Source organism: Enterobacter cloacae complex sp. P40C2 (genome assembly GCF_014930695.1).
Lineage (GTDB): Bacteria > Pseudomonadota > Gammaproteobacteria > Enterobacterales > Enterobacteriaceae > Enterobacter > Enterobacter pasteurii.
Genome location: NZ_JADBRP010000011.1, coordinates 139,642 through 156,133, shown reverse-complemented (window position 1 = coordinate 156,133; position 16,492 = coordinate 139,642). Strand labels below are relative to the sequence as shown.

The 16,492-nt window shown below is 54.1% G+C and carries 14 protein-coding genes; 1 reads left to right on the top strand and 13 read right to left on the bottom strand.

The genetic code is table 11. From position 1 onward, the window contains the following. Positions 1–14: 14 nt before the first annotated feature. Both IM304_RS18315 and IM304_RS18310 read right to left on the bottom strand, forming a co-directional pair. Positions 15–1,067 (bottom strand): YcjF family protein, encoded by a 1,053-nt coding sequence (locus IM304_RS18315; RefSeq protein WP_148419707.1) that lies wholly within the window; start codon positions 1,065–1,067, stop codon positions 15–17. Continuing rightward, positions 1,064–2,461, bottom strand: coding sequence for a YcjX family protein (locus IM304_RS18310; RefSeq protein ID WP_193355276.1), 1,398 nt, complete (start codon positions 2,459–2,461; stop codon positions 1,064–1,066). Before IM304_RS18310 ends, IM304_RS18315 begins: the two co-directional genes overlap by 4 nt. Positions 2,462–2,616: 155 nt before the next feature. Between IM304_RS18310 and IM304_RS18305 the strand changes: the two genes are divergently transcribed. After that, positions 2,617–3,627, top strand: coding sequence for a LacI family DNA-binding transcriptional regulator (locus IM304_RS18305; RefSeq protein WP_193355277.1), 1,011 nt, complete (start codon positions 2,617–2,619; stop codon positions 3,625–3,627). A 33-nt stretch (positions 3,628–3,660) separates the two neighbouring features. On the opposite strand, the gene IM304_RS18300 is transcribed toward IM304_RS18305, so the two are convergent. The 11 genes from IM304_RS18300 to IM304_RS18250 form a co-directional block, all read right to left on the bottom strand. Further along, a complete protein-coding gene (locus IM304_RS18300; RefSeq protein ID WP_193355278.1) occupies positions 3,661–4,575 on the bottom strand; it encodes an OmpG family monomeric porin in 915 nt (304 codons plus the stop codon). Between the two features lie 65 nt (positions 4,576–4,640). Beyond that, positions 4,641–5,723 (bottom strand): ABC transporter ATP-binding protein, encoded by a 1,083-nt coding sequence (locus IM304_RS18295; RefSeq protein ID WP_176611208.1) that lies wholly within the window; start codon positions 5,721–5,723, stop codon positions 4,641–4,643. A 13-nt stretch (positions 5,724–5,736) separates the two neighbouring features. Next, positions 5,737–6,402 carry a beta-phosphoglucomutase gene (pgmB, locus tag IM304_RS18290; protein WP_193355279.1) on the bottom strand — a complete coding sequence of 222 codons (666 nt, stop codon included), beginning with the start codon at positions 6,400–6,402 and terminating at the stop codon, positions 5,737–5,739. Beyond that, on the bottom strand, positions 6,392–8,671 hold the full coding sequence (locus tag IM304_RS18285; protein ID WP_193355280.1) for a glycoside hydrolase family 65 protein: 2,280 nt from the start codon (positions 8,669–8,671) through the stop codon (positions 6,392–6,394). Before IM304_RS18285 ends, pgmB begins: the two co-directional genes overlap by 11 nt. Then, the gene (locus IM304_RS18280) at positions 8,665–9,723 is read right to left on the bottom strand and encodes a Gfo/Idh/MocA family protein (RefSeq protein WP_193355281.1); all 1,059 of its coding nucleotides are present in this window, start codon (positions 9,721–9,723) and stop codon (positions 8,665–8,667) included. The genes IM304_RS18285 and IM304_RS18280 overlap by 7 nt, the downstream gene beginning before the upstream one ends. 11 nt (positions 9,724–9,734) lie before the next feature. After that, positions 9,735–10,523, bottom strand: coding sequence for a sugar phosphate isomerase/epimerase (locus IM304_RS18275; RefSeq protein ID WP_193355282.1), 789 nt, complete (start codon positions 10,521–10,523; stop codon positions 9,735–9,737). A gap of 17 nt (positions 10,524–10,540) precedes the next feature. Then, positions 10,541–11,593 carry a zinc-binding alcohol dehydrogenase gene (locus IM304_RS18270; protein WP_148419698.1) on the bottom strand — a complete coding sequence of 351 codons (1,053 nt, stop codon included), beginning with the start codon at positions 11,591–11,593 and terminating at the stop codon, positions 10,541–10,543. 28 nt (positions 11,594–11,621) lie between these two features. Continuing rightward, positions 11,622–12,464 (bottom strand): carbohydrate ABC transporter permease, encoded by an 843-nt coding sequence (locus IM304_RS18265; RefSeq protein ID WP_193355283.1) that lies wholly within the window; start codon positions 12,462–12,464, stop codon positions 11,622–11,624. Further along, positions 12,451–13,332: a carbohydrate ABC transporter permease gene (locus tag IM304_RS18260; protein WP_193355284.1), complete on the bottom strand. Its 882-nt coding sequence runs from the start codon at positions 13,330–13,332 to the stop codon at positions 12,451–12,453. Before IM304_RS18260 ends, IM304_RS18265 begins: the two co-directional genes overlap by 14 nt. Positions 13,333–13,353: 21 nt before the next feature. Then, a complete protein-coding gene (locus IM304_RS18255; RefSeq protein ID WP_193355285.1) occupies positions 13,354–14,646 on the bottom strand; it encodes an ABC transporter substrate-binding protein in 1,293 nt (430 codons plus the stop codon). A 13-nt stretch (positions 14,647–14,659) separates the two neighbouring features. Continuing rightward, on the bottom strand, positions 14,660–16,357 hold the full coding sequence (locus IM304_RS18250; protein ID WP_227009580.1) for a sugar phosphorylase: 1,698 nt from the start codon (positions 16,355–16,357) through the stop codon (positions 14,660–14,662). Positions 16,358–16,492 lie beyond the last annotated feature (135 nt).

Here is a 16,492-nt window from a genome sequence, read left to right as displayed (position 1 = left end):
TAGTAAACAAAACCTCACTGAGCAGGTTTTTTGTTAAGCGTATCCTTGAGCTGGCCAATCAGCTCGCGCCGGAAATCGCCTAACCGCGGCTTGTCGCCGTCAATCCAGGGTAAAGGGCGACAAACCTCCATCGCTTTGATTCCCAGGCGTGCCGTCAGCAGACCGGCACCTATCCCCTGCGCCGCTCGCGCGGACAGACGTGCCGCGAGATCCTGCGACATCCAGTCCATTCCTACCTCGCGCACCAGTTCGCTGGCCCCGGCGAAGGCGATATTCAGCAATACCAGCTTGAACAGGCGCAGCCGGCTGTAATAGCCAAGCTCAATGCCATACAGCCGGGCGATACGGTTGATCAGGCGCAGGTTGCGCCAGGCAATAAAGGCCATATCCACCATCGCCAGCGGGCTGACGGCAATCATCAGCGTGGATTCTGCGGCTGACCGGCTTATTTCACGCCGTGCCTGCGCATCCAGCACCGGCTGAACAATATGGGCATAGAGCGTGACAACTTCCCGATCGTTCTGCGTTTCGTGGATCGCCGCGTACCAGCGCTGAAGCGCCGGATGAGAATGATCTATTCCGGCCTGAGCCGCCAACTTTTCACAAAAAGCACGCCCTTTGCCCGTGCCGTGGCTGTGAAGAAGATCCCGCGCCTCATCACGTTCGTGGGCACGCTGTCGCAAACGCCAGAGCCGTCGCCACTCGGTGACCACTGACCCAACGCCCGCACCAACGATCAGTGCCCCGGCTGCACAGCCGCCCAGCGCCACCCAGTCCTGCGTCTGCCAGGCATTGATGCCCCACTGTACGCCCTGCCCGATTACGCTCGCACCGAAAAGGACCAGCCCGGCGCTGACCATCCTGCGCCACAGGCTGCGTTTCGGGCGCAGCGCCGCGTCAACGACCGCTTCCGCCTGCCCCTCTTCAACCAGCGGCTCTTCTGCCAGCACCGGCGCAAAATTGTCGGCCTGCGGGCCGCTGAAGGTGTGCGCCGTTTTGAACACCTCCTCCGGTGTCTGCTCAAGCTGGCCAGTAAAATCAATGCGTGGCTTTAACGGTTCCGTCATCGCAATTTATCTCCAATCAAAAACTCCAGCGCTGCATCCAGACGGATGTGCGGCAATGGCTGGTCAACGTTCATCACCTGCGGACGGAAGGCTTCAAATTGAAACCCCTGATTTTGCCAGAAGGCCTGGCCCGGCAGACGCGCCGGGACTTCCCCCGGATAGACCGTGAGCGGTTCACCATCGCTGAGGCGATTACCGCGTAATGCCGGGATTTTCTCGCCATTCACGTCGATCAGCCCACTCTGGGTGGCCTGTACGGACGCCAGCCCCAGGCAATCCATACCGATCCCTTCGAAAGCCGCATTCTGCCATGCATCCTGCACCAGCTGTTGCAGCAGGGAAACCATATTGGCGTGCTGATCGACCGTCACGTGATCGGCCTTTGTCGCGGCAAACAGCAGCTTGTCGATCACCGGAGAGAACAAGCGGCGAAACAGCGTTCGCTGGCCGTAATGAAAACTCTGCATCAGCTGCGTCAGCGCCAGTCGCATATCGTTGAACGCCTGCGGCCCGCTGTTGAGCGGTTGCAGGCAGTCCACCAGCACTATCTGACGGTCAAAACGTAAAAAGTGATTTTTATAAAAACCTTTAACGACTTTTTCACAGTAGTAATTGTACCTGTCCCGGAGCATGCCGGCGTTGGTGGTTTTGTCCGCCTGCGCCAGTTTCACTTCGCCAATGCCGTCAACGTCCGGCCATGGGAAAAACTGCAGCGCGGGGGCACCGGCTAAATCTCCCGGCAAAACAAACCGCCCCGGCTGGATAAAATGCAGCCCCTCCTGCTTGCACTGGTGCAGGTAGTCCGTCCAGGACTCGGCTATTGCTGCCAGACGGTTTTCATCCGCTGGCGCCAGCGGATCCAGCCCTTCGCAAAGTTGCCGCCATTTTGTCGACCAGTCCGCACGCTGCCCCTGCAACAGGCCGGTCATCTGTCGGGACCAGCTCAGGTAGTCCTGCGCCAGCATGGGTAAATCGAGCAGCCATTCGCCAGGATAATCCACAATTTCAAGATAGAGCGTGGACGTCTCTTTAAAATGGCGCATCAGCGATTCGTTAGAGCGAAAACGAAGCGCAAGACGAATCTCGCTCACGCCACGCGTCGGCGTAGGCCAGGCGGGTGGCTGCCCGTACAGCTGCGCCAGCCCTTCATCATAGGTGAAGCGGGGGATGCCAAAATCACGCTGCGGCACACGTTTCACGCCCAACAGCCGCTCCTCGCGCACCGCGCTAAGCAGCGGCAGCCGTGCCCCGGCATGCAGGTTCAAAAGCTGATTGACCATTGCCGTAATAAATGCGGTCTTACCGCTGCGGCTCAGCCCCGTCACGGCCAGACGCAGATGCCGATCAACGCCACGGTTCACCAGAGAATTGAATTCGTTTTTAAGTCGCTTCATCGCCATCCTTCATTGCCTGGAAGCCGGAAAAGAGTCACTTCAGAATACAATAAATTGGGGCAGATCGTTGATTATCAATTCTTAATTATTGCTATTGCCGTTTTCTCTCCAGTAAGATGGGCGCCATTGCTGTCCGTCTGGAGTGAGTAAGGTGTATGTCACCCACGATCTATGATATTGCACGCGTTGCTGGCGTTTCGAAATCAACCGTGTCGCGCGTTCTGAATAAACAAACGAATATATCTCCCGAGGCGCGTGAAAAAGTGTTGAAGGCGATAGAAGAATTAAATTATCAACCTAATAAACTTGCCCGCGCGCTTACCTCTTCTGGCTTTGACGCCATTATGGTTATTTCGACCCGCTCAACCAAAACTACCGCAGGCAATCCTTTTTTCTCTGACGTACTGCATGCCATCACGGCAAAAGCGGAAGAAGAAGGTTTTGACGTCATTTTACAAACCTCAAGAAGCAGTGAAGACGATCTACAAAAGTGCGTGGGTAAAATAAAGCAGAAGATGATCAAAGGGATCATCATGCTGAGCTCACCGGCTAACGAATCTTTTTTCGCCACGCTGGATGAATACGGAGTGCCGGTGGTCGTTATTGGTAAAGTGGAAGGTGATTATCAGAATATATACTCTGTCGATACGGACAATTTCCACGACAGCGCCATACTGACAGATTCTTTTATCAGGCATGGGCGAACGAAAATTGCCTGCCTGCATGCCCCGCTTGATTATCACGTTTCAATCGATCGTCTCGCGGGTTATAAATCCAGCCTTGAACAACAGGGATTTGCTATTAACCCGGACTGGGTTATTGATGGCGGATATACCCATGAAAGTGCACTTCAGGCGGCGTGTAAATTGCTCTCTTCTGGTAACCCGCCTGACGCGGTTTTTGCCACGGACAGCATGAAATTGCTGAGCCTCTATCGTGCCGCGGATGAGCTGAATCTGACGATCCCTGAACAGGTCGCCATAGCGGGATACAGCGACCCGATGCTGTCTCTCATTTTGACCCCTGCACCAGGAGGTTTTGATATTCCGACGAGAAAGCTGGGTGAAGAGAGCTGCGACCTGCTGTTCAGGTGCATTGCGGGTAAAGCTGCGCCACATAAGGTACTGGTCGAAACGCATTTTTCAGATGCGGCTTCGCTACGCTAAAAACCAGGGGCATCCGCCCCTGGTAACCGGTTATCAGAACGCGTAATTCACGCCGACACCCGCATAGTGGAAGCGATCGCTATCTCCTTCGTCGTGATTTTCCCATTCGTAGGCATATTCCAGCGTCATGGATACGCCATTTGCGAAGTCATAAGCATAGAGCAGCCCCAGGCGATTGAAGTCATGCCCTTCACGGGTTGGATCGTCCTGCCAGTCCCAGTTTGACCAGCGGTCAAGCCCAAGACGGGTATAAGGCGTCAGTGTCGTCTGACCTAATGAAACAGGCAGATACGCGCGAATTTCCTGCGTGGAAAATTCACCGTTATTACGTGAATTGTCCATATTAAAACCACGCTCTAAATAGTAATTAACCTTTGCAGAGACGGTTTCATTTATTGTCCAGGTAAAGCCGGTTTCCGTTTCGACACGGCTGTCAGAATAGCCGGTTTTTCCCAGGTCATTTGCAAACTGATACATGGCAAACCAACCGCCAAAACGCCAGTCATCGGTTAATTTCAGGTCCCAGTCCGGCTGAATTTTGTAGCGCTGCATATTGGCACTACCGTCTTTTGCCCCGTGCTCATCTTTAAAATGATATCCATAATTGCGGAAACCACCCGTAAGACCCAGCGTAAAATCATCGGTGCCAATGAAGCGATACCGTAATTCAAATTCCGGACGGTCAAAATAGGTACCGCGCGTCATGCTGCTGTAATCAACCGGACCTTCCTGATACATGGCAAGTGAAATGGTCCACGCATCGTACGTGGCGTTAAACCACACGGAAGGTTCATATAATCCATCTTTATCGTCGCCCTGTCCTTCGACGTTTTCAATTTCATACATGGCACCAATATTAAACTCCCAGCGTTTTGCTGTTTCTGTTGCTTGCGCGCAGCTAACCCCTGCGCACAGAACGAGCGCAGCACTTCTTAGTAGAGTACTCATTAAAATATTCCTTTATAATTAACTAACAAAAAACCGGAAACTTTCATTTCCGGCGAACACCTTTCTTATCTAATAGCTAATTCAGTATCAGCATCGAAGAAATGGCATTTATTCATATCGAACTGGATGCCGATATTATCTCCCGCAATGTAGTCATTTGCCGCCCCCGCGCGGACAACAAGTTCATGCCCGCCCACGGTGGCATACAGCATAAACTCCGCCCCGGTCAGTTCGGCGACGCTGACTTTTGCCGTGATCTCTCCCCCGCTGCTCTGCGGGGTGAGAATGTCTTCCGGACGGATGCCAAAGACGACCGCCTTACGCTGGTAGCCCTGCGCATTCAGCTCAGCCAGCTTGTCTTCAGGGATCTCCAGACGCAGCGTTTCCGTCACGAAATAGCGATCGTCGATTGCACCGCGAATAAAATTCATCGCAGGTGAGCCGATGAACCCTGCCACAAACATATTTGCCGGCTCGTTGTAAACCTGCTTCGGCGCACCTACCTGCTGAATGATGCCGTCTTTTAAGATCACGATACGGGTTGCCATGGTCATGGCTTCCGTCTGGTCGTGCGTCACGTAAATCATGGTGGTGTTAAGCTTCTGGTGCAGCTTGCTGATTTCGGCACGCATCTGCACACGAAGCTTGGCATCAAGGTTAGACAGCGGTTCGTCCATCAGGAATACCCCGGCTTCGCGTACGATAGCCCTGCCCAGCGCCACGCGCTGGCGCTGACCGCCGGACAAGGCGCCTGGTTTACGCTGGAGGTAGTCACGTAACCCGAGGATTTGTGCCGCCCAGCTGACGCGTTCTTCAATGACGGATGGCGCGATTTTTTGCATTTTCAGGCCAAACGCCATGTTGTCGTAGACCGTCATATGCGGATAAAGCGCGTAGTTCTGAAAAACCATGGCGATATCGCGGGACTTGGCAGGCACATCGTTCATGCACACCCCGTCAACGATCAGTTCACCCGCGCTGATCTCCTCAAGTCCGGCAATCATGCGCAACGTCGTGGATTTACCGCAGCCCGACGGACCGACAAAGACTATAAATTCTTTGTCTTCAATTTCGAGGTTGAAATCCTTTACCACGTGAACCTGGTTATCATAGATTTTCTGAATGTGTTTCAGAGACAGTTGAGCCATTATTAATTCCTTATCAATGCGCCCGGGATGCCCAGAACGCCGTGAGGCATTTCCAGGTCAGTTCCCGCGTTGAATGAAGTTGTAGTCCCGCATGGTTCAGGCCAGGCCCAATCCCGACCGACAGCATTCCTGCGGCGTTGATTGCCTCAACGCCTGCCGCGGCATCTTCGATACCGATGGCCTCTTCAGGACGTACGTTCAGCCCTGCACAGGCCGCGAGGAATATCTCCGGATCCGGCTTTGAGCGGCGGATCCGCGAGGCATCCGCGCAAAAATCGAACGCCTGATGAATGCCCAGCGCATGTAAGATCCCCGGGGCGTTGAGCGAAACTGACGCCAGCCCAATTTTGACCTTCGCCGCACGGATATCTGCCAGCACGTCGCGAATGCCCGGCAGCAGCGAATCCTGCGTCAGCGATGACAGCGACTGGACATAGAGCGCGTTTTTCTTTGCCGCAAGAGCCTCACGCTGCTCATCGCTGAACATCCCCGCTTTCCCCCCATGCTTCAGGATGCGCTGGAGGGAATCCATACGGCTAATCCCCTTCAGCTGTTCGTTAAACACCTCGTCGAAGGTGATGCCGATCTCCTGCGCTACGGCACGCCAGGCGAGAAAGTGAAGGTGTGCGGTATCGGTAATCACACCGTCCAAATCAAATACAACAGCGTTAAGCGTCATGGTGCCCCTCCGTGGTAGCGGTCCCATTAACGGATGCAAGAAAGTCCTTATAAGCGCAGACCTTCCGTCCCGTTATATCCAGCGTTTTGCCCCACAGGGTCAACCTGACAGGTGCAGTAGTTTCGATGGTTAACCGGCCATCTTCACAGGTGAAATGCACTGTGGCGTCCCGCCACCGCAGCGGGAAGGCAAGCCTGCTCCAGCGAGCGGGCAGCGTCGGCGCAAGGTGCAACTCCCCTTCGATGATTTGCAGGCCAGCAAACCCCTGAATGGCACCGGACCAGATCGCACCGGTAGCCGCGGCATGAATACCGTCATCGCTGCTGTGCGGATCGTCACCCAAATCGATAGCGATACCGTCGCGCCAGAAGGCATAGGCTCCTTCGGTGTCACCGCAGCGCGCGAGAACAATCCCGTGGATGGCTTTGCTCAGCGACGAATCATGGATGGTGCGTGGCTCATAGAAGGCCAGATTGGCGGCACATTGTTCCGGCGTAAACCGCTCCGGCAGCAGGTAGTTAAGCATCACAACATCGGCCTGCTTTAGGATCTGCATTTCATTGACTTCCGCGCGGGAGTAATCGAGCAGGATGGTCTGTTTACCCGCATTCGCTTTATAGCGGGTCAGGTCAATCGCCGGTTTTGCCATAAAGGTGTCATCCTGTGGGATAACCCCGTCTGCATTAGCCTCAGGCAGCCACAGGCGCGCCAGGAACCGTGCGGCATTATCCGTGAATCGCGCATCTTCCCGCCCAAACATCGACATAAACTGGCGCGCGCAGGCTACGTTGTGCCAGGCCAGATAGTTGGTGTAGGCGTTGTTGTTGACATGCTCGGTATATTCGTCAGGGCCGATCACGTCATGGATCTCAAGGCGACCATTCGTTTCCGTCGCGCGCCCCATCCAGAAGGAAGCGGTTTCCATCAGCAGCGTCAGGCCTTCATTACGCATAAAGGCATCATCGTGCGTCGCCTGCCAGTAAGCAACGACGGCCCAGGCAATATCCGCCACGATGTGGTGTTCAGCGAGCGCAGAAGCGACCTTCTGGCGTACCCCGGTGCGGATGTTGATTGCGGCAAACTCAGGCGTCTCCTCTTGTCCGCTGGCGGCGCTCTCCCACGGGAACAACGCCCCCGGCCAACCGTTACGGCGGGCTTTTTCACGGGCGCCTGAAAGGTTAAGCCAGCGATAGCGCAGCAGGTTGCGGGCAATCTGCGGGCGCGTAAACAGATGAAAAGGCAGCAGGAAAATCTCGGTATCCCAGAATACGTGCCCTTTGTACCCCTCGCCCGTCAGCCCTTTTGCGCCGATGCTGCTTCGTTCGCTGTGGGCTGGCGTCATTGTCGTCAGATGCCAGACGGCGTAATCCAGCGCCATCTGATCCTGATGTTCAGACGACTCAACCTCAACGCGACAGTCGAGCCAGACCCTTTCCCAGGCGCTGACGGAACGCTTGAGCAACGCTGCGTAACCCCTTTCTGCACACGCCTTTAACTCAGCCAGCGAATGGCGGGCAAACGAGTCTTGCGAAAGGGCTTTATCACTGCGGTGGGTAACCCAGACCAGCTTTTCAAAAGTTACGGTGTCACCTTCATTAACGGTCAGCGCGTGGTGCGCCATTACGCGTCGATTTTTGGCGGTAAAGCAGCTGTCGCTATTTTTAGACAGTCGGCAGCAGGCCGAAATCACCACGTCAGAAACGCGATTCTGCGTTTCATACACGCCCTGCATATAGTGCTCATCAAAAACTCTGACGGATATCTCATCCAGATGCTGCTTCCCGCTGTTGGTTTGGGTCGCGTCGATTCCGGTTTTCAGAACAACGCGGGAATCCGCATCAACTGGCGTGATGGAAAGCTGCATGGCGACCAGCGGCAGCTGGTCCAGCGAGACAAAGCGACGGCTTTCCAGGCGATAGCGTTTTCCCTCCGGCGAGCACCAGAGAACGCTGCGGCGCAGTTCCCCGCTGGCGAAGGCCAGTTCACGGTGCCAGTCAAGAATTTCGCCGGACAGCAGCGTAAAATTGATGCCGTCCAGTTCAATATTGATGCCTGTAATATCGGGCAGATTGACCAGCTCGTTCGTTTCATTGCGCCCCGCACGATGGTACAGGCCCGCCAGATACATGCCTCTGGTCTGCTGGGTGTAATCTTCTTCATGCGTGGCGCGAACGCCCATATAGCCGTTACCGCAGGCCATTATGGACGCGTACTTATTCAGGCTATGCGGGCAAAAGCCCGGGTCGGTTAATACAGACTGGATCAGCATAACGTCACGCTTTCCCCTGTTTCCGCCGCTTTATATAACGCTGCGACTAACTGCTGGATCACCAGCCCCTGTTCCGCATCGGCGATCATAACCGGCTCGCCCATCACGTGGCGCACAAAAGCATCCATACTGCGCAGATGACGCCGATCGTCGGCTTCTTCGCGCTGCGTTAGCGTCTGCAAAACACCGGCTTCGTCGTTGTAAATGTGTGCCGGGAACAGCGTTGCGCCTGCCTTATCACCACAGAATGAGATATTCATGATGGACTGCTCGCGAATATTAAGCGCGAAGGAGGTATCCAGACGCAGAACGCTGCCATTGCTGAACTCAATTGTCCCGAAAAGCGCATCTTCGACCGTGAACTGCGCGGGATCCCACTCACCGAACTGGCCGCTGTGTTTCTGGTTCCCAAGCTTCTGAAAGCTGTGCGCGGTTACCCGCTTCACGCTCGGGAAACCCAGCACGTACATTGCGGCATCCAGCATATGAATGCCGATATCGATCAGTGGCCCACCGCCCTGCAACGCTTTATTCGTAAAAACGCCCCATCCCGGTACGCCGCAGCGACGCAGCGCCTGCGCGGAGGTGAAATAAACTTCGCCCAGCGTGCCGTTAATAACCGCATTACGCAGCAGCTGGGTATCCAGGGCAAAGCGATGGTGAAAATCATATGCCAGGACTTTGCCCGCCTTGCGCGCGGCGATGCGCATCTGGTCGGCCTGCTGCGGCGTCATCGCCGGCGGCTTTTCACACATCACATGGCAGCCAGCCTCGAGAGCCGCCATCGCATGTTCGAAATGAAATCGGTTAGGCGAACAGACGCTCACCACATCCGGTTTTACAACCTGCAGCATCTCGTGCGCGTCCTGCCATGCCGATGGAATAGCATAACGGTCCGCGAACGCCTGTGCCTGCTCGAGGCGGCTGTCCATGACAGCCACCATCTGAACATCACTGCGCGAGGCGTAATACGAGGCATGCACTTTATCCGCGACCTGGCCGGCACCAATAATGGCGACGCGCAGAGGCGAAGGTGTAGAAGCACTCATCACGCTTGTCATCCTTAGCATTCACGCAAATAGGTGAGTGAATCCTGATAAACCTGAGCCGGATCGTCGGCACGAACGCGGCACTCATACACCACATATCCCTGATAGTTATCGGCACGCAGCCGATCGAACAGGCTGGCAAAATCGAGGCTGCCGCTGCCCGGCTGATAGCGATGATTATCCGCAATGTGTACATGACCCAGCAGATCGCGGTTGTTGTGCAGGGCATCGGTCAGCGAGTCTTCTTCAATGTTCATATGATAGAAATCGCCGATGATCTGCACGTGCTTCAGGTCGTTTTCTTCAATATAACGACGCGCGTCTGCCAGGGTGTTGATCATATGGTCCTGATAGCGGTTCAGCGGTTCAAGATAGACGGTGGTACCGGTGCGCGCGGCTACTTTATCCAGCCAGCGCAGGGAGGCACTTACGGCTTTCCGGTCACCGTCGAGGCTGCGCGGAGAGGTCATCGGCGGCAGGCGGAAGGTAAACATCCCCCAGGCAGCAGGCACGATAATGCCCTTCCCGCCCACTTCGGCCAGTGCTTCCAGAATGCGTTCAATCTGCTGTAGCCCGTTGAGACGGCGTTCTTCGATAAAATCACCAATCCAGCCATCGTATCCGCCGCATGCCGTCGTAACCGGCAGGCCAGTGGCTTTGATAGCCGCTTTCACCTCATCGAGGTTTTCAACCAGCAGGCGGCCATCAATTTCGTAGCCATCAAAACCCATCGCTTTGATGTACTCGAACTTTTCCAGGATATTGGTTGGGAAAAAGGCCTGGTTTTGTGTTGCGATTTTCATGGTTTGCTTTCCTTAGCTTAAAAAGTGACGCCCATTTTGATACTGAGTTCAGGATGCCGATCGACATACTTCATATAGCTTTCCGGGCTGGTGGTGAAGGTCACGACCGGATCGATCAGATCTTCACAATTGAGATAGCCGTTCATCAGCAGTTCCCAGCAGGTCTCTTCAATACGCTTGCGGCTCCAGCGTGGGTAATCCGGGTTGGGTTCGCTGCACGCGCGGGAAAATACAATTTTCGCGTTATTGAAGTGCGCCTCGCGTCCAAGGTTGAAGCCGGCCGCAAACGGCTTGGCGAAAGCCACGTAGGAGATGGTTCCGCCGTAGGCGAGTCCGCGCAGCGCAGACTGTAACGCGTCCGCAAAACCGCTGGTTTCAACGATCACGTCCGCGCCCTGCTTGCCGGTCAGTTTCTTAATTTCCAGACCGACATCGGTACCGATTGGGTTCAGGCAATGGTCCGCACCGTGACGACGAGCGATCTCACAGCGGTGTTCGATAGGATCAACGCCGATAACCACTGACGCACCAGCTTTTTTTGCCAGTTGAATCGCGATCTGGCCAATCGCGCCCAGGCCGACCACCACAACGAAATCCCCTACGCGGACGTTGGCATCACGCACGCCGCTCATGGCGAACTGTGCCGGATCGTAGCAAACGGCGTTTTTCCATGAGGCGCCCTGCGGCATTTTGCGCAGCTTATAGTTATTGACCGCATTGACGATGACCGTTTCCTGCAGCGGACCGTAGCAGCAGACGCTGTCGCCGATCTGGTATTCCGTGACCTCAGCACCACATTCGATAATGTCGCCGACGATCATGTTTCCCAGCTGGAACTTACCAAATTCGATACCGCGGGCTGCGCCCTCTTCACGTGGCGTAAACATCTGCCACTCGGCGTTGAATTCCTCATCGATAAACGGGCTTGCCGCGCGGAAATCCACCACTTCGGTACCGTGCTTCGGCGCGCCAAAACGGGCACGAATTTTTACTTCATGCGCTGCAACGGGACGATCTTCATATTCCACCAGCGCCGCTACACGAGGCGCTGTCGCAACTAGCTTTTTCATGACTCACTCCTTGTTAAAATCGGCCGCCTCAGCCCTTCACGCCGCCGGCGGTCAAACCACTTTTAATGAAACGTTCGGACAGGGCATACATAATGACGACCGGAAGTGCCGTCACCAGCGATGCCGCCATCATCCGACCCCAGATGTAATCTGGCGTACTGAAGAGCGTGTTCAGCCCTACCGGCAGCGTGAAGTTGTTGGCGCTGGACAGGAAAATAGAGGCGAACAGATAGTCATTCCACGCCACCATAAAGCAGTAGACAAAGACCGACACGAGACCGGAGATCGCCAGCGGCACGGTGATGCGGAAGATGATTTGCAGGCGGTTCAGGCCATCCATCATCGCGGCTTCTTCAATTTCGTCCGGGATGGTGTCGAAATAGCTGCGCAGCATAAATACCGCCGTCGGCAGCGTCTGGGTCACCATGGTGATGATTAGCGCCAGCTCGGTATCATAAATGCCGAGCGCGGTGATGATTTTGAACAGCGGCACCACCAGCAGGATCCCGGAGAACATATAAACGGTGTAAAAGCTGGCATTGATCGTCGTGCGTCCTTTAAAGCGCAGTTTGGACAACGCATAAGCGCCAAGCGTGCCGAGAAACACCGCAATGACCGATGAGGTCAGCGACACCACCATGCTGTTACGGAAGTAATCCACAAACGGGAAAATAAGTGGGTTAAAAATGTCGACGTAATGCTGTAGCGTCCACTCCTGCGGCAGAATGGTCGGATGCAGCGATATCGCCTCTTTCGCGCTCTTGAACGATGTCATCAGCATGACGAAAAACGGAAACAGCGTAATAATCAGAAATACCGCCAGCCCCAGATAAAAACCGATACGGCCCAGCACGCGTTTATTTGTTGCCATTGAGGTTTACCCTTTTTCTGGTCAGCAGAATGACGGCGAAGATGATCACAAACAGCACAACGGAAATGGCGGCTGCTTTACCCAGGTCATTGAAGGCAAATGCTGTTTTGTAGAGATACACGCCCAGAATATCGACCTTGGTCGTCAGCAGATAAACATCCGCAAACATGTAGAACATCCAGATGGTTCGCAGCGTGACCACCGTTGCCAGCACCGGCATGATGGCGGGCAGCGTAACGATACGAAAACGCTGCCAGGCGTTGGCTCCGTCCATCTCTGCCGCTTCGTACAACGATTTATCAATCGTCTGCAGAATCGCCAGGAATGAGATAAAGGCATACGGGAAGTAGCGCCAGATGGCGAACAGCACGACCAGCACAAAGCTGCTGCCCGGGTTGTCAAACCACAGCGGCGCCTGCTCATAAAGATGCAGCAGGTCAACGCCCAGATAGTTCACGATCCCGTAGCCGTTGTTGAACATGTATTTCCAGGCAAATACGAGCGATATAGACGGCGTCACGTAGGATAAAATCACCAGCGAACGCGCCGTTTTCCGCATCCGGAATTCCCGGTTAAAGAAGATCGCCACGGCCAGCCCCAGCCCGGTGCTGCCGATCACCACCAGCGCCGTGTACCAGAACGTCATCCACAGGGAGTGCCAGAAGGCAGCGTCGCCGAGAATGCGGACATAGTTATCCAGGCCGACGAACGCCGCATCAATACGCGGGTTCAGCGGCAAACGTAAAAAACTGATTTCAATGTTGGAAATCATTGGCCAGGCCACCAGGCCCCCCAGCAGAATCAGGCTGGGGGCCAACAGCAGCATGGCGAAAGGCATATCTGAACGACCAGAAAACAACGTCTTCATAATTCCCTTCGCAAAGCGCTCCTATCGTTGTGATATCAGGTCAGTCAGTTTTTTCTGGCTGTTGCTTAAGGTCTCATTGAGATCTTTTTGCCCCACCGTCACGTTATGCACCATGGAGCTGATAATGCCGGAGCCGGTAACGTCGCCCATGCGGGTAAAGTTTTTGTCGCCCACGGCACCAAACACCTGCACGTTCGGGAACTGCGCAATCAGTTCGTAAGGCAACTGGCCAAAGGCTTTGATCACGTCGTTGTTTTTCCAGCTCTCCGTGCCGACAACCAGCTTATTCACCGGCAGCGCCGCGCCCGGTGACATCATCACCCAGTCAGAGGCGTTCTGCGCCTGCTCCATCCAGGTGACGAATTTCTCGGCCGCCTGCGTTTCCTCTTCGGTCTGGCCGGTGGTGATGGTCAACGATGTGACCATCCCGTAAACGGCGGAAGATTTTTCCGTCGGGACGACAAATCCCAGGTTGGCCGGGGTGCCATCTTTGTAAACGGCAGGCAGGATATAGGTGGAATAAACGGCCATAGGCGCGGAACCATTCATGAAGGCATCTTTGATCTCCATGACATCGTTCGAACCGGGCATGGTGGTTGCCGCAAGTGCCTTATAGAACGCCAGGGCTTTCAACATTTCAGGGGTATCGATGTCAACGTTGCCGTTTGCATCAAAGACGTTGCCGCCGCCTGACAGGGCAAACTGGGAGAAAGCCTGCTCGGTCATAACGCTTTCCGCGGTAGGAAGCGCGATACCGTAATGTTTTTTGGCCGGATCATTGAGCGCCTGGCTGGCCTTCAGCAGCTGTTCCCAGTTGTGCGGCTCCTCGATACCCGCCGCCGCGAGGGCGTCTTTGTGATACCAGACGCCGGACAGCCACGCGCTAACAGGCACACCCGTCCATGCGCTGCCATCTTCGGTGCGAACAACGCGCAGGATACCGTCGTAGAAGGTCTCCTCGCCCACGGCTTTGATGGCCTGGCCAATCGCTTTACGATCCAGCAGTTGCTCTTTATCCATCACTTTGGCGTAGTCATGGCTGACCTCAATCACTTCCGGTAGCGCACCGGTACGGGCCAACGTAATAACCTTGGTGTTATAGGCATCTTCCTCAACGGGTACCTGCTTCACCGTAATAGAAGGGTTCTCTTTCTCGAATTTTTCGATCAGCTTCGTGATGACCGCCTGACGCTCCTGTTCTACCGACGAGTGCATGAACTCGATGGTGACCTGAGATGATTTGTCGTCCTTACAGCCCGATAACAGGGCGCACGAAACCAGTGCTGATAACAGCACAATTTTGGGCATTTTCATTTTAGGGTCCTTTTTAGTTTTCTTTAATCCACATTACCTGCCATGGATTGAGGGTCAGATCCGTACCGCTAATCTTATATTTAGATAATAATTCCATACCGGACAGCGCGGGTGCATTAACGGCCTGCATCTTATTACTAAAATTAAATAATGCTGTAATCCGTTCCCCGTTTTCAGCAACGCGAACAATTTTAAGAATTTGTTCACCCACCGCTTCAAAAATTGCCTGACTATCAGGATGGAACGCGCGCTCTCCGCGGCGAATTGCGATTAGGCTGGTTAAACGAGAATAGATTTGATGTCGAATACTATTCTTATTATTAAGCTCCCGATCAACCTCACCAGCGGCGTATTTCTTCCTGTTTATCGCGCGGTTATATCCGAGACGTTCAACGCCTTCGTAATCATTACGCGATCCAAGTATGCTTTGAATATAAACAGCCGGTACGCCAGGGAAACTTAACAACACCGCATGCGCCAGAATAAATCGTGCAATGCGCTCCTCATCGGAGCTGTCTTGCGCGCTTAGCGCATCAAGATAGGTGACATTGATTTCATAAGGGCTTCGCGTTCCGTCGGGGTTATTTTTCCAGTTGACCAGCGCCCCTTCCTGCTGAAGATTTTCAACCAGCGAGAGGATCTCTGATTCCGGCAAAATGCCGCGTAACGGATTCAGCCCGATACCATCATGAGAGGCCAGGAAGTTGAACCACGTGGTATGTGCTGAAGGCAGCGCCAGCGAACCCGCCCACTGGCAGAGAGCTTTTACATCCTGACGATGAACGGCATGCAGCACCAGCGGTGGTAATGAGAATTGGTAAACCATCTGGGCTTCATTTTCACCATCACCAAAGTACGAAATATTGTCTTTGTGCGGAACATTCGTCTCGGTGATGATCACCGTTCCCGGCGCCACGGCGTCGGTAATGGCGCGGAACAGCTGGATAAGGCAGTGGGTTTGTTCCAGATGAATGCAGCTCGTTCCCGGGATTTTCCACATAAACCCGACCGCGTCCAGACGGATATAGCGCGCCCCTTCCTTAAGATAATGGAGCAGGACATCGACCATCGCAATCAGCACCTGCGGTGAGGCGAAATTGAGATCGATTTGGTCATCGCTGAAGGTTGTCCACAGGTGACGTACGCTTCCGTCATGAAGGGTAAACGGCGTCAGCAGCGGTAACGCGCGCGGACGGGTCACGGCAGATAAATCGGTATCGGGGTCGACAGAAATAAAGAAATCTTCAAAGCCTGGCTTCTGCGCCAGATAATTAGCAAACCATTCGCTTTTAGCTGACATATGGTTGCAAACGAAGTCAAACATTAAGCTGGCTGACTGTTTTAGCTCCGCAACATCTCGCCAGGTTCCGGTTTCAGGCGCGACGCTGTGATAATCAATGACGGAAAATCCGTCATCTGAGGACCACGGATAAAAAGGCAAGAGATGGACATGGGAAAAAGTACGAGAAAGCCATTCATTATAGAAACGGGTAAATACCGGCAGCGCTTTCTCCCCTTGCGCGGAGAACTGATCGGCATAGGTAATCAGGACGACATCTTTTTCATCCCAGCCGGATTTACGCTTTTCCGTAATATTAACAGCCGCTTGTTCAAGCTTAGTTAATAGCACGTCAAGGTGTGCATCAGAAAATGATTCACCGTAAATATGATTGATAAGATTTTTAATTTTTGCGTTCACATTATTTTCCATGGTAGCGGTCCCACGGAGTGGCAATCTACTCCCATGGAAAATATCTGTCAACGGACCTGGGGACGGAAAAAGAGATTCTTAAAGCAACTCAACGCAGTAATGTGAGCTGCCGCAAAGAAAGAAAAAAAGCCGAGG

Bases quoted from the DNA above. Each gene is read 5' to 3' on its own strand.
- pgmB (WP_193355279.1), bottom strand. From the start codon at position 6,402: ATGACGCTTAACGCTGTTGTATTTGATTTGGACGGTGTGATTACCGAT.
- IM304_RS18300 (WP_193355278.1), bottom strand. From the start codon at position 4,575: ATGAGTACTCTACTAAGAAGTGCTGCGCTCGTTCTGTGCGCAGGGGTT.
- IM304_RS18305 (WP_193355277.1), top strand. From the start codon at position 2,617: ATGTCACCCACGATCTATGATATTGCACGCGTTGCTGGCGTTTCGAAA.
- IM304_RS18310 (WP_193355276.1), bottom strand. From the start codon at position 2,461: ATGAAGCGACTTAAAAACGAATTCAATTCTCTGGTGAACCGTGGCGTT.
- IM304_RS18295 (WP_176611208.1), bottom strand. From the start codon at position 5,723: ATGGCTCAACTGTCTCTGAAACACATTCAGAAAATCTATGATAACCAG.
- IM304_RS18260 (WP_193355284.1), bottom strand. From the start codon at position 13,332: ATGAAGACGTTGTTTTCTGGTCGTTCAGATATGCCTTTCGCCATGCTG.
- IM304_RS18270 (WP_148419698.1), bottom strand. From the start codon at position 11,593: ATGAAAAAGCTAGTTGCGACAGCGCCTCGTGTAGCGGCGCTGGTGGAA.
- IM304_RS18285 (WP_193355280.1), bottom strand. From the start codon at position 8,671: ATGCTGATCCAGTCTGTATTAACCGACCCGGGCTTTTGCCCGCATAGC.
- IM304_RS18265 (WP_193355283.1), bottom strand. From the start codon at position 12,464: ATGGCAACAAATAAACGCGTGCTGGGCCGTATCGGTTTTTATCTGGGG.
- IM304_RS18255 (WP_193355285.1), bottom strand. From the start codon at position 14,646: ATGAAAATGCCCAAAATTGTGCTGTTATCAGCACTGGTTTCGTGCGCC.
- IM304_RS18250 (WP_227009580.1), bottom strand. From the start codon at position 16,357: ATGGAAAATAATGTGAACGCAAAAATTAAAAATCTTATCAATCATATT.
- IM304_RS18315 (WP_148419707.1), bottom strand. From the start codon at position 1,067: ATGACGGAACCGTTAAAGCCACGCATTGATTTTACTGGCCAGCTTGAG.
- IM304_RS18275 (WP_193355282.1), bottom strand. From the start codon at position 10,523: ATGAAAATCGCAACACAAAACCAGGCCTTTTTCCCAACCAATATCCTG.